Source organism: Kribbella aluminosa (assembly GCF_017876295.1).
Lineage (GTDB): Bacteria > Actinomycetota > Actinomycetes > Propionibacteriales > Kribbellaceae > Kribbella > Kribbella aluminosa.
Window position 1 is genome coordinate 1,468,139 of sequence record NZ_JAGINT010000001.1, and the last position, 12,020, is coordinate 1,480,158.

General features: G+C 68.2%; 11 protein-coding genes. 2 read left to right on the forward strand and 9 right to left on the reverse strand.

The window, feature by feature from the left end:
- Position 1: 1 nt before the first annotated feature.
- Positions 2-1,270 (reverse strand): ABC transporter substrate-binding protein, encoded by a 1,269-nt coding sequence (locus JOF29_RS07345; RefSeq protein ID WP_209693469.1) that lies wholly within the window; start codon positions 1,268-1,270, stop codon positions 2-4.
- Between the two features lie 189 nt (positions 1,271-1,459).
- Here JOF29_RS07345 and JOF29_RS07350 point away from each other — a divergent pair, with 189 nt between their 5' ends.
- A complete protein-coding gene (locus tag JOF29_RS07350; RefSeq protein ID WP_209693470.1) occupies positions 1,460-2,221 on the forward strand; it encodes a FadR/GntR family transcriptional regulator in 762 nt (253 codons plus the stop codon).
- Here the strand turns inward: JOF29_RS07350 and JOF29_RS07355 are convergent.
- From JOF29_RS07355 to JOF29_RS07380, 6 genes are read right to left on the reverse strand one after another with little or no spacing between them, the layout of a single operon-like run.
- The gene (locus tag JOF29_RS07355) at positions 2,115-3,938 is read right to left on the reverse strand and encodes a GH39 family glycosyl hydrolase (RefSeq protein ID WP_209693471.1); all 1,824 of its coding nucleotides are present in this window, start codon (positions 3,936-3,938) and stop codon (positions 2,115-2,117) included. The genes JOF29_RS07350 and JOF29_RS07355 overlap by 107 nt on opposite strands.
- The gene (locus tag JOF29_RS07360) at positions 3,939-5,480 is read right to left on the reverse strand and encodes a glucoamylase family protein (RefSeq protein ID WP_209693472.1); all 1,542 of its coding nucleotides are present in this window, start codon (positions 5,478-5,480) and stop codon (positions 3,939-3,941) included.
- 10 nt (positions 5,481-5,490) lie between these two features.
- Positions 5,491-6,303, reverse strand: a complete 813-nt coding sequence (locus tag JOF29_RS07365; RefSeq protein WP_209693473.1) for a carbohydrate ABC transporter permease — start codon at positions 6,301-6,303, stop codon at positions 5,491-5,493.
- Positions 6,303-7,244, reverse strand: a complete 942-nt coding sequence (locus JOF29_RS07370; protein WP_209693474.1) for a carbohydrate ABC transporter permease — start codon at positions 7,242-7,244, stop codon at positions 6,303-6,305. Before JOF29_RS07370 ends, JOF29_RS07365 begins: the two co-directional genes overlap by 1 nt.
- Before the next feature lie 5 nt (positions 7,245-7,249).
- Positions 7,250-8,548: a sugar ABC transporter substrate-binding protein gene (locus JOF29_RS07375; protein WP_209693475.1), complete on the reverse strand. Its 1,299-nt coding sequence runs from the start codon at positions 8,546-8,548 to the stop codon at positions 7,250-7,252.
- A gap of 12 nt (positions 8,549-8,560) precedes the next feature.
- Positions 8,561-9,610 (reverse strand): LacI family DNA-binding transcriptional regulator, encoded by a 1,050-nt coding sequence (locus JOF29_RS07380; protein WP_209693476.1) that lies wholly within the window; start codon positions 9,608-9,610, stop codon positions 8,561-8,563.
- 116 nt (positions 9,611-9,726) lie between these two features.
- On the opposite strand from JOF29_RS07380, the gene JOF29_RS07385 reads away from it, so the two are divergent.
- Positions 9,727-10,302, forward strand: coding sequence for a histidine phosphatase family protein (locus JOF29_RS07385; RefSeq protein ID WP_307863195.1), 576 nt, complete (start codon positions 9,727-9,729; stop codon positions 10,300-10,302).
- 26 nt (positions 10,303-10,328) lie between these two features.
- Here the strand turns inward: JOF29_RS07385 and JOF29_RS07390 are convergent, their stop codons facing one another.
- Positions 10,329-11,309, reverse strand: coding sequence for a PDDEXK family nuclease (locus tag JOF29_RS07390; RefSeq protein WP_209693477.1), 981 nt, complete (start codon positions 11,307-11,309; stop codon positions 10,329-10,331).
- A 77-nt stretch (positions 11,310-11,386) separates the two neighbouring features.
- Positions 11,387-11,965 carry a TetR/AcrR family transcriptional regulator gene (locus JOF29_RS07395; RefSeq protein ID WP_209693478.1) on the reverse strand — a complete coding sequence of 193 codons (579 nt, stop codon included), beginning with the start codon at positions 11,963-11,965 and terminating at the stop codon, positions 11,387-11,389.
- Positions 11,966-12,020 lie beyond the last annotated feature (55 nt).

A 12,020-nucleotide genomic window follows, 5' to 3' on the forward strand; every position in this document is an offset into this window, starting at 1 on the left:
ATCAGGAGCCGGAGCCTGCTTGGTCCTGGATGGTCTTCAGCGCCTGGTCGGGCGGGATCTCGCCGTTCAGCGCCTGGGTGCCGAACCGGGTGAGCAGGTCGTTGACCTGGACCCAGTTCTTCGAGGTGACCAGCGGGACCGAGTTCTGCGACGCGTATTCGATGACCTCCTTGGCCTCGGGGATCTTCGCGGCGGTGAACCAGGTCGGGTGCGCGGCGGTCCGGGCCGGGTACGCGCGGCCCGCGGCGGCCAGGGTGGTCAGCGGCTTCTCGCTGGTCATCGACATGATCGCCTGGAACGCGGCGTCCGGCGTCTTGCAGGACCGGGAGATCCCGAACCCGGAGCCGGCCGTGAAGGTCTTCGAACCGTCCGGCCCGGCCGGGATCGGCGCGATCCCGAGGTTGAACTTGACCTTGCCGAGGGTGTCGATCAGCGACCACGGGCCGTTCAGCTGCATCGCGGACTTGCCGGAGGTGAACTGGGTGGTCTCGAAGTCGCTGTTGCCGGACGGCACCTGCGGCGCGATCTTGTCGGTCCGGACGAAGTTCGCGTACGTCGTGAACCCGTCCACGAACTTCTGGTCGGTGAGGTTGAGCTTGCCGCCGGCCAGCGGCTCCGCGCCGGTCAGCGTGCGCACCCAGGAAGTCACGCCGAGATCTCCGGGCGTCGTCACCAGGCCGGTCCGGCCCCCGGTCGTGAGCTTCTTCGCGGCGGCCTCGAACTCGGCCATCGTCCACCCGGGCTTCGGGTCGGCGACGCCGGCGGCCTTGAACAGGTCCTTGTTGTAGAAGATCACCATCGGGCCGGAGTCGTACGGGATCGCGACCTGCTTCCCGTCCGCCTTCAGGCCGTCCATGATCGGCTTGTCGAAGTCCTCGGTCTTCAGCCCGTACTTCTTCATCAGGTCGTCGAGCGGCAGCATCGCGCTCGCGTACGACGCCAGCCGCAGCGACTGCATGCCGATGATGCACGGCGCCTTCCCGCCGGCCAGCAGGGTGCCGATCTTGGACCAGTAGTTGTTCCAGTCCGTGCCCTGGAGCTTGACGGTGATGCCGGAGTGATCGACGTGCGCCTGGTCGGCGACCTTCTGCCAGGCCGCCTGGTCCGCGGTACCGCCGATCCAGAACTGCCAGGTCAGATCGGCTTTGTCGGCCGACCCTGACCCGCTGCTGCCGCCGTTCCCGCCACCGCAGGCGGCCACGGCGGTCAGGGCCAGCACCGCACCGGCCGCGGTGAGCCAGCGGCGTGCCCGCGCTGGTGTTCCTCTCATCCTGACCTCCAAGGAAAGCTGTGAGTCATCCGATCAATATGTTGGATTCTTGAGAGGAGTCAACAGCTCGAGCCCTTATTTCAGGAAGAAAATGAAGGCACCACGCTCTAGCGGAGCACCTAGACGTCCGATGTATGGTCCGGATACATCGGAGGTTTCAGGCAGTTCGAGGCGGTGGGGAGGGATGCCATGGCGGTCACCGACACTGCGATCGAGGCGATCAAGCAGATGATCGTGAGCGGTGAGCTGCAGCCCGGCGACCGGCTGCCGCGGGAGGCCGACCTGGCCGCGCGGCTCGGCCTGTCCCGGAACTCGTTGCGCGAGGCGGTCAAGGCGCTGGCACTGATCCGGGTCCTCGAGGTTCGGCAGGGCGACGGTACGTACGTGACCAGCCTGGACCCGGCGCTGCTGATGGAGACGATGGCGTTCGTCCTGGACCTGCAGCAGGACGCCTCGGTGCTGGAGTTCTTCGAGGTACGGCGGATCCTCGAGCCGGCCGCGGCGGCCCGGGCCGCGGTGCGGATGGCGGACGCCGAGGTTGCCGCGATGCGTGCGCTGCTCGACGACCTCGGCGAGGACCCGTCGGCGGACGACCAGCTGGCCTGTGACGTGGAGTTCCACCGGTTGCTCGCGATCGGCAGCGGCAACCGGACGCTGGCCTCGATCCTCGAGAGCTTCCGGCAGCCGACCTACCGGGCCCGGATCTGGCGCGGCCTGACCCAGACCGGAGCGGTGCACCGCTCACTGGCGGAGCACCGCTCGATCCTGGACGCGATCGCCGCCCGCGAGCCGGAGGTCGCCCGGGCCTGGGCGACCGTGCACGTCGCGGGCGTCGAGCGCTGGCTCAACGAGATGGTCGGTCCCGAGCCGGACGGAGCTCCAGCAGTACTGCGGACGGCATCGGCAGCGTCACCGCGACCGCCGAACCATTCCATTCGGCGGCTGCCGTGACCAGCTGGGTGCGCTCGGCCAGGTCGGCCAGCTCCGCATCCGTCGGCCAGTCGGGGAGACCTGCGGCGGCGGTCGCGACGTCCGCGGTGCCGATCGCGAGAGTGGTGGTGCTGAGCTGCCAGGACGGGTCCGCGCCGGGCAGCCGGACACGGACCGTCCTGGTCAGATCGGGGTCGCCGTCGGCCTTGGTCTGATCGAGCGTCAGGTTCCACAGCAGTACGGCGATCCGGTCGCGGTCGCGGGACGCCCACGCCTCGACGAGGCTGCCGCCGCCGTCCCCGTCGTACGTCACCGGCAGCTCGACCGGGCCGAGGCGGCTGAGCAGCGTCATCGCGTGGTACCGCGGTTTCCGCAGGCCGCCGACGGTCTGCAACCCGAACCCGCCGTGCAGGAACCGCGGCGGCCGGCCGAGCTCCTCGAAGTGGTCGGAGGCGACCCAGTACGAGAGCGCGTCGATCCGGCCGGACGCGGACCGCATCCCGCGGAGCAGGAAGACCCCGGCGAACACCGAGTCGTTGATCGGGTTGAAGTGCGTCGGTGTCACGCCCCACTCGGTCCAGAGGATGCGCGCATCGCCGTATCCATGCCGGTCCAGCGACGCCCGCACGTCGAGCGGCGGCGAACCGTACGTGTGCGTGGACACGAAGTCGACCGGCGTGCCATACCGTTTGGTGTGGTCGAGCAGGTCGTCGACCCAACCGGCCGCGGCCGAGGACGGGCCGCCGACCTGCAGGCGCGGGTCCACCGACTTCACGGCGGCCGCGGACACGTCGTACAGGTGCAGGAACTCGGCCTTCGTGCCGGACCAGAACACCTCGAGGTTCGCCTCGTTCCAGACCTCGAAGTCCCAGGTCAGTACTTCGTCCAGCCCGTACCGGTCGACCAGGTGCTGCACGAGCGCCCGGACCAGGTCGTGCCAGCGCTCGTACGACGCCGGCGGCGAGATGATCGCGCCGTACTCGAAGACAGTCCTGGTCGGGTCGCTCGCCAGCTCGCGCGGCATGAACCCGAGCTCGACCACCGGCCGCAGCCCGATCCCGAGCAGCCTGTCGTAGATCTTGTCGACCGTCGAGAAGTCGTAGGTGTCCCCATCGATCACGTGCGTGTCGTCGTGGAAGATCGCGTGCGCGCGCACCGTCCGGACGCCGATCTCGTCATGCATCCGGCGCAACGCGTCCTCGAGTTCGGCGCCGATCTCGTGACCGCCGGTCAGGTCCCTGCAGAGCAGCTGGCTGAGTCGTTCGCTGCCGATCATCGGCGCCCACGGGCGGTGCAGCTCGGTGCCCTCGGCAACCACATCGACGGTCACCTGGGTGGTCGGCGCGATCCGGCCGGCGACCAGCGGTACGGCGCCGACGGTCTGGCTCGGCCGTCCGTGAGCGGTCACCTCGGGCACGCTCGCGACGGCGTAGCGGTACGGCGTACCCGGGGTGCACGTGGTGTCGACGTACGGCGGCGACGGGACCGAGAGTACGTCGCCGCTGTGATGATCGACCGGTTCCAGCGGACCGTGCGCGCCGGCTCCCCGCAGGATCAGGTAGCCGGCCGCGCCGTCCACCGGCGACCAGTCGATCGTCACCTGGCCGACGCCGCCGACCGCCCTGACCTCCTTCGGCGGATCGAGGTCCGGGAAGGCGAACTCGCGCTCCTCGTCACTGCGGAGGGCGATTCGTTCGTCCCAGTCGGCCCGTGCGTCCAAGGGGGCGTCGTCCTGCATCTATGCGTCTCCTGATTCGAATTGCTCCATTGCGATCAACGGCCGGATCCGTTGCTCGACCGTGCGGCTGGCGAAGTTCCGCCGGACCAGGTCGTTGCCGAACACGTTGCCGATCGCACCCATCACCATCGCCTGGTCGAGCGCGAGGTACCGCTTCGCGATCAGCCCGGACTTCGTCGCGACCGAGTCGTAGAACCCGCCGGCGCCGTACGCGTGCAGCGTGTTCTCGATCTTGCTCAGGTTCTCGATCGCCTGCCGCGGTGCGTACGCCATCGCGAGGAACGCCGCGTGCGGGGTGACCACGCCGTCGCCGTACGTCGGGTTCGGGTTGGTGCCCTCGCGACAGCCCTCGAAGCCCGCGTCGTAGTTGGTACCCTCGAGGTCGGACGGGTAGCCGGTCGGGTCCATCCCGATCGCGTCGACGCCGTACACGGAGTACCCGCCCTTCGGGTTCGACGCGGGGGAGAAGCCCCAGTAGCCGTACTTCGCGTCGTCCAGGCCGTGCTCGATCTGCGCGCGGACCGTCAGCGGGTGGTTGATCCCCCAGCTGCGCGGCGCCCAGGTCGCCTCCGGCACGAACAGGTCCGGCATCAGCGACTCGAACATGTCGCCGCCCCAGGACGGGACCAACCGCATCCCGCGGTACTCGTAGGTGCCCTCGAAGACGTCGAGGCCGAGGTACGTGCGGTGCACGCCCTTGGGCTTCTGCTCAACCCAGGACCAGTCGCAGGTGTCCGGGAAGGTCCGGTACGTCGCGAAGTACTGCGTGTGCGGGACCTGGTTGAGCGCGAACCCGACGTAGCCGGCGATCCGTGCCTCGGTGTTGCAGGTGTCGTAGTGGAACTTGCGGTAGTACACGTCCGGGCCGACGCCGGCGTGGTTGCCCTTGTCGGTCGCCTCGTCCGGCGGCGGCGTCTCGAAGAAGCCACCGCGCATCAGGCCGCCGGAGCGGGCCGCGGGGTTGTAGTAGTACTTGAAGTTCATCCGGTTCAGCAGCAGGTCCGCGAGGGCGCGGGCGCGCGGCTCGGCGTTCCGGACGACCATCAGCGCGCAGGCGAACCACGCGTTGTCGACGCTGGACACGAACGGCGTGATCGGCCGGGTGCCGTCCGGGTCGACGTACCGCACCGCACCGGTCGCCTCGTCGTACCAGTTGAAGTACATACCGCTCGGCACGTGGTGGACGGCGTCCCGCATCGTCGTCAGCGTCTGCGTGATCCGCCGCAACGACTCCTGCGGCGAGATGATCCCGAGGTGCCGGGCGACGACCGTGCTCCACAGGTACCCGCCGATGTTCGTCGGCGAGGTGTAGTTGCTCCGCGCCGGGTTCGTCACCGAATCCCCGATGTTGTCGGCGGGCAACCCGGTGCGTTCGTCGGTCATCGCGACCAAACTGCGCCAGGTGTCCCGGGCCCACCGCCCGACCAACGCTCGATCGTCCGGGTTGGTCCGGGTTCCTCCGAAGGCGGGTGATTCGACCCCCGCAAGTGCAAGCGCTCCAGTGGAGGCGAGCAAGGTACGACGACTGATGAAGGCGGTCATCTGAGGTCTCCTATTTCAGTCCGGTAATAGCAATGCCTTTTGTCACATGCCGCTGGAACGCCAGGAAGATGACGAGCACCGGTACGACGACCACGACGGCACCGGCCATCAGCAGGCCGTAGTTCTGCGCGTTCTGTCCGGTCGAGTACAGCGCGAGGGCGACGGGCAGGGTGTACTTGTCCTCGGTCTGGGCGATCACCAGCGGCCAGAGGAAGTTGTTCCAGGATCCGAGGAACGTGAGGATGCCGAGCGTGGCCAGCGCCGGGCGGGTCAGCGGCAGCATGATCCGGGCGAAGATCCCGAGCTCGCTGGTGCCGTCGACCCGGCCGGCGTCCATCAGGTCGTCGGGCAGCCCGAGGAAGAACTGCCGCATCAGGAACACGCCGAACGGCGAGACCAGGAACGGCAGGATCAGGCCCGGGTACGAGTTGGCCAGGCCGGCGTTCGTGACCAGCACGAACAGCGGTACGAACGTGACCATGCCCGGGATCATCAACGTGGCCATGACCAGTACGAACAGCGCGTTGCGGCCCTTGAAACGAAGCTTGGCGAGCGCGTAGCCGATCATCGAGCAGAAGATCAGGTTGCCGGCCGTCACCGCCAGCGCGACCAAGCCTGAGTTGAGGAAGTACCGCGGGAAGTTCGCCTTGCTGAACAGATCGTCGTAGTTCTGTGTGGTCGGCTGGTCCGGCCACCACGTCGGCGGGACCCGGAGCAGTTCGCCCTGGGTCTTGAAACTCCCGAGCACCATCCAGAGGAACGGCGCCGCGACGGCGATCAGGCCGAGCAGCCCGATCAGATAGATCCACCAGGTACGGCGCATCACTTCTCCTTCAGCAGCCGGAACTGGATGAACGTGACCACGGCGATGACGACGAACAGGATGTACGCCATGGAGGTGGCGAGCCCGTAGTTGCCGAAGCCGAACTGCTGGTACGCGTACATCGACACCGACGTCGTACTGTTCAGTGGGCCGCCCTTCGTCATCACCATCGGTTCCTCGAAGAACTGCAGGTATCCGATGCCGGTGGTCACCGTGGTGAACAGGACGGTCGGGCGGAGCAGCGGCAGGATCAGGTACCGGAACCGTTGCCAGGAGCCCGCACCGTCGAGCTGACCGGCCTCCTCCACGGACTGCGGGATGCCCTGCAGCCCGGCCAGGAAGATGATCATCGCCGACCCGAAGTTCCGCCAGACCGCCATCGCGATCAACGACGGCATGGCCCAGGTGGTCGAGCCCAGCCAGTTCGGTCCGTGGATGCCGAACCAGCCGAGGACGGTGTTCACCAGGCCGTTGTCCGGCGAGAGGACGAACCGCCAGATCACCGCGATCGCCACGATCGACGTCACCACCGGCAGGTAGTAGCCCACCTTGAACAGCGCCTGGAACCGCTTCACACCTCGGTCCAGCAGCACCGCCGCCCCCAACGCCACGATCAACGTCAACGGCACCCCGAGCACGACGAAGTACGCCGTGTTGAACGCCGCCTTCCGGAACGTCTCGTCCTGGAGTGCCTTCGCGTAGTTGCTGAAGCCGACCCCGTTCACCGAGAACGGCGTCCGCAGATCCCGCTGCTTGATATCCGTGAACGACATCCCCAAAGACCCAAGCACCGGGCCCGCTGTGAACGCCAGAAACAGCACGACAAACGGCAGCACCAGCACCCAAGCGGCAACCGTCTCGCGGCTGACCTTCCGTCGCGGACGGCCGGGCGGCGCAGAACGCCGTACCGCCCGGGCCTCCGACTCAGTGACGACTGCCATCGTGCTCAGCTACCGCCGGTGCCGATGGCCGTCGCCTTGGTCTGGATCGCCTTGGCGGTGTCGGCGGGGGACTGGCCGGACTTGGCCATCTTCTCGACCTCGGTGTCGAACGCCTTCGCGACCTGCTCCCAGTTCACGATCGCCGGCGGCGCCTTGGCGTCCTCGAGCTGCTTGCCGAAGACCGGCAGCAGCGGATCCGACGCGATGCTCGGGTCCTGCCACGCGCTCTTCACCGCCGGCAGATCGGACGACATCTTGAACCAGGACGCCTGCGTCTTCGCGTCGGACAGGAACTTGACCAGCTTCCACGCGCTGTCCTTGTTCTTCGACGACTTGAACACCACGAAGTCCGACCCACCGACGAACGACGTCGCAGTCTTGTTCTTCGGGATCTGGAACACCCCGATGTTCGGCTTGATCGCAGCACCGCCGGCCTTGGCGACCGACCCGGCCATCCACGGACCGGAGATGAACATCGGCACCTGGCCGTTCACGAACTGGGCCTCGGTCTGGTTCGGCGGCAGGTCCGTCCCGGCGAGCTTGTCGGTGAAGAAGCTCTGGTAGTACTTCAGCCCCTCCTGCATCTCCGGGGTGTCGAACGTGAACTGCTTCTGGGCGTCGTTGGTGATGTTCGCCCCGGCCGACCACGCGAACGGCATCACGGTCTGCCAAGAGCCGTCGCCGCCCGGCTGCAGGTTGATCCCGTACTTCGCGCCGGCCTTCTCCTTCATCGCCTTGGCCATCGCCTTCAGGCCGTCCCAGTCCGTCGGGGGTGTGCTGAAGCCGGCCTTCGCGGCCAGGTCCTTGCGGTAGAACACCAGCCGCGTCTCGACGTACCACGGCACGCCGTACTGCGTACCGCTGACCTTCGTCGTGTCGAGCGCGCCCTGGTAGAACCCGGAGTTGTCGAAGCCCTGCGGTGTCGGATCGAGCGCGCCGAGGTCGGCGAACTCGCCCATCCAGGTGGTGCCGACCATCGCGGCGTCCGGTGGGGTGCCGGCCGCGATCGCGGTGGTGAACTTGTCGTGCGCGGCGTCCCACGGGATCGGCGTCACGGTCACGTCGACGCCAGGGTTCGCCTGCTTGAACTGGTCGATCAGCTTGGGCAGGTTCTCGCCCTCGGTGCCCATCGCCCAGACGGTCAGCTTGCCGGTCGCCGGTCCTTGGCTGACGCTCGTGGTCGGCTGCGAACCGGTGCCGGTGCCGGTGTCACTCGAGCGGCCACAACCGCCGAGCGCGAGCGCCGCCGCGGTCAGTGCAGCGCTGCCGATCACCAGCCGGCGGCGGATGCTGTGGGTGAACATGTGCTGACTCCCTCACTCGGTTACTGCGTGCATCCCCCGGTTGGTGCCGCAGCTGTCCCGCAGCACCAGTTCTGTTGCCAGTACGTCGTTCCGTGCCCGGGTACGCGCCCCGGTCACTCGCTCGTGCAGCCGCTCCGCCGCCGTCCGCCCCAACTCGGCCATCGGCTGCCGCACCGTCGTCAACCCCGGCGACACGTACCGCGCCGCCATCACGTCGTCCCACCCGGTAACCACGATCTCGCCCGGTACGTCGACCCCGTTCGCGGCAAACGTCGCCAAGACCGCCAGCGCAAGCTCATCATTCGCACACACCAGCCCATCCGGCCGAACGGTCTCGCCCTGCCGGGTGGTTGCCTGGAGCACCTTCTCGGCGACGGCCCGTCCGGCCTCCTCCGTCAGGGGTACGCGGACCGGCTTCGGCACCTGCAACCCGCGCAGCTCGTGGGCCTTGGCGAATCCGGCGTACCGCTCGGACACGTCGTACGAACTGGCAGGGTCGCCAACGAAGTACAGGCTGGTACGCCCGTGGTCCAGCAGCCGGGTGGTGAGCTGCTCGGCACTCGCCGCACTCTCGCTGCGGACCGAGTCACACCCGGTCGCCGGCGGATGCGCGATCAGCACCACCGGTACGCCGGCCTTCCGCAGGCTCTGCACCGTCGGCAGGTCCAGAGCGTTGCCGTGGACAACGATCCCGTCGACCCGTCCGGCCAGGTCCATCACGCTGCGTCGCGGATCCGGGTTCCCGTGCGTCACCGTGATCACCACGCTCTGCCCGTGCTCACCGGCCCACCGCTCGTACCCCATCAGCAGGTCCCCGTAGAACGGACCGGCGAGATCGGGCAGTACCAGACCGTGTGCCTCGTGCCGCTGGACGGCGAGACTCCGGGCGGCCCGCAGCGGCACGTAGTTCAGCTCCTGCGCCGCCTGGTCCACCCGCGCCCGCGCCTTCGCCGACACCGGTCCGGTCCCTTGCAGGACACGCGAAACCGTCGCGATCGACAGCTTCGCGCGGGCCGCGACGTCGTAGATCGTCGCCGGCCGGCCGGTGGGTCCGGAAGGCATCGGGTTCACTCCAGGGCGAAAGTGGAAGCGCTTACAGTTTGAGTACCCTGCCCTGGATCCTTCGAACGGTCAAGACCTCGGCCCCGTTCGAAGGCAGGCTCTGAGAAGATGCAGGCGTGACCACAGAGGAGCGAGTGGACCGGGTCTTCCTGGTCCGGCACGGGGAAACCGAGTGGAGCAGGTCCGGACGGCACACGTCCGTCACCGACCTCCCGCTGACGCCCGAGGGTGAGCGCGTCGCCGCGGGTTTGAAGGAGCGGCTGGCGGGGGAGTCCTTCGACCTGGTGCTGACCTCACCGCGGCAACGCGCCCGGCGTACGGCGGAACTCGCCGGATTCCCGGACGCCCAGGTCGACGACGACCTGGTCGAGTGGAACTACGGCGACTACGAGGGCATCACCACCGCCGAGATCCGCGAGACCGCTCCCGGCTGGACGATCTGGGACAGCCCCGTCCCGAACGGCGAAACCGCCGAACAGGTCGCGGCCCGCCTCGACCGCGTGAACGCCCGCCTGGCCGCGGTCCCCGGCGACGCCCTGGTCTTCGGCCACTCCCACGCCCTCCGCTCCCTGACCGCCCGCTGGCTGGAACTCCCCGTCAGAGAAGGCCGCCACTTCGTCCTCAACACCGCCACCATCTCCACCCTCGGCTGGGAACGAGACGCCCCCGCCATCCTGCACTGGAACAGCTGACCTCGATCATCGGAACATTTCCCGCACTATCCAACGGAAAGGTTCCGATGATCGGTGATGGGGCAGGCCGGGGAGCATGGGGTGGCGGTGAGGGAGGGGTTGGTGCGGCGCAGCACCCGGAGGACCTGTACTGCGGCGTCGCACGGACGATTGGTCACGTCGAACCACCCGTAGCGCAGGGTCGACTCGGTGCGAAGCGTGGCGCGATTGTCCCGCTCGAGGTCCCGCCATCGCTGGTGTGGTATGAGGTGGAGCCGACCGTCGAGTTCCACGTTCAGTCCGAAGCCGGCGTAGTACACGTCGGTAATCGTGCCGTCGACGCCGCGCTGTCGTTGCCCGCGCGGCAGCCCATGCCGGCGCTCGACGTCCCGGAGGTACCGAATCTCCAGCAACGAGTGCGACCCGGCGACGACATCGGCGATGATCGGCCGCAGACCGCCGCGATGCCGTAGCCGCGGACGATCCGCGAGCGCGCTCAGGATGTCGTCCGCGCCGACTCTCCCGCTTTGGCACGCCTCGGCGATCACCGCGGCGGCGGAGTCCAGCGACGGTGCGATGCCGACGATGTCGAGCACGGCGTCGGCCGGCGTACGCCGAGGCGGAGCAACCGCGGCGAGACGCCCGGCCCAGTGGGCGTCCCGACAGACGATGAGTCCGGAACGTCGCCGAACCTTCCGGTGTTCGGGGATGGTGACGTACACCTGCCTGTCACGATCCGGCTTGAGCAGCCCGAGCTGCTCCGCGGCGGTGTAATGGCTCCACGCCGCATCAGGCCCGGCGTACAGCAGCGCCGCCAGCAACCGCTCGCTGTACCCGACCGGCCCGGTGTGGGCGACGTACACGCCCGGATGAACGGTTCGCCAGCGCCGATTGCGCAGCGGTCTGTCGATCTGCGCCTGCGACCACCCCGCCGCGAGGAGTTGCGCCCGCGACACGATCTCGTCCTGGTCGTGGATCAGCCCATCGATCCCTTTCTCCCGCAACTGTCGCGCCCACCACCAATCCACCCGCCCCAGGATGACAGATTCCCCGCATCCTTGTCGTACCCCCTGTGGACAACCTCGGCCCCCGCGCTTTGCGGAAGTTATTCGGCGGTGAGCGACGAATTGTTACCGGAGAGGCGACCTACCAAGAGGTCTGCGCGGGCTCGGACGTGGGTGGGGCGGAGGCGGTTGGTGCGGTTGAGGGTGGCTTGGCCGTGGAGGGAGCTCCAGAGGACTTCGGCGAGGGTTTCGGGGTCGGCGCCGGCGGAGGGTTCGACGGCGGCGATGAACTGGTCGAACGCGGACTTCAGTGCGGCAGGGCTGTCCGGCGTACCGAAGGACAGCGCCGTCGGGCGGACGAACATCGCCTCGTAGACGGCCGGGTGGTCGGCGGCGTAGTCGAGGTACGCGTGGGCCAGGGCGCGCAGCCCGCCGGTCTCGCGGGCCTTGCGAAGTACGGCGGTCATTTCCTCGATGCCCTGGACTGCGACGGCGTCGGCGATCGCGTTCATGTTCTTGAAATGGCCGTAGAGCACGGGCTGGCTGTAGTCGACGGCCTCGGCCAGTCGGCGGGTGGTGACCGCGTCCCAGCCGTCGGTCTCGGCGAGCTCGCGGGCGGTGCGCAGGATCAGCTCACGGCGCTCCTCGCGGGCTCGCTCGCGGCGTGACTGGGTCGGCATGGTCCAGATACTAGCACCGCTAGACAATCTAGCGATGGCAGGGTTAGCATCGCTA

What these genes read in the sequence shown, in the direction of transcription:
- JOF29_RS07345 (WP_209693469.1), bottom strand. Translation starts at nt 1,270, where the DNA reads ATGAGAGGAACACCAGCGCGGGCACGCCGCTGGCTCACCGCGGCCGGT.
- JOF29_RS07370 (WP_209693474.1), bottom strand. Translation starts at nt 7,244, where the DNA reads ATGGCAGTCGTCACTGAGTCGGAGGCCCGGGCGGTACGGCGTTCTGCG.
- JOF29_RS07395 (WP_209693478.1), bottom strand. Translation starts at nt 11,965, where the DNA reads ATGCCGACCCAGTCACGCCGCGAGCGAGCCCGCGAGGAGCGCCGTGAG.
- JOF29_RS07375 (WP_209693475.1), bottom strand. Translation starts at nt 8,548, where the DNA reads ATGTTCACCCACAGCATCCGCCGCCGGCTGGTGATCGGCAGCGCTGCA.
- JOF29_RS07355 (WP_209693471.1), bottom strand. Translation starts at nt 3,938, where the DNA reads ATGCAGGACGACGCCCCCTTGGACGCACGGGCCGACTGGGACGAACGA.
- JOF29_RS07360 (WP_209693472.1), bottom strand. Translation starts at nt 5,480, where the DNA reads ATGACCGCCTTCATCAGTCGTCGTACCTTGCTCGCCTCCACTGGAGCG.
- JOF29_RS07350 (WP_209693470.1), top strand. Translation starts at nt 1,460, where the DNA reads ATGGCGGTCACCGACACTGCGATCGAGGCGATCAAGCAGATGATCGTG.
- JOF29_RS07380 (WP_209693476.1), bottom strand. Translation starts at nt 9,610, where the DNA reads ATGCCTTCCGGACCCACCGGCCGGCCGGCGACGATCTACGACGTCGCG.
- JOF29_RS07365 (WP_209693473.1), bottom strand. Translation starts at nt 6,303, where the DNA reads ATGCGCCGTACCTGGTGGATCTATCTGATCGGGCTGCTCGGCCTGATC.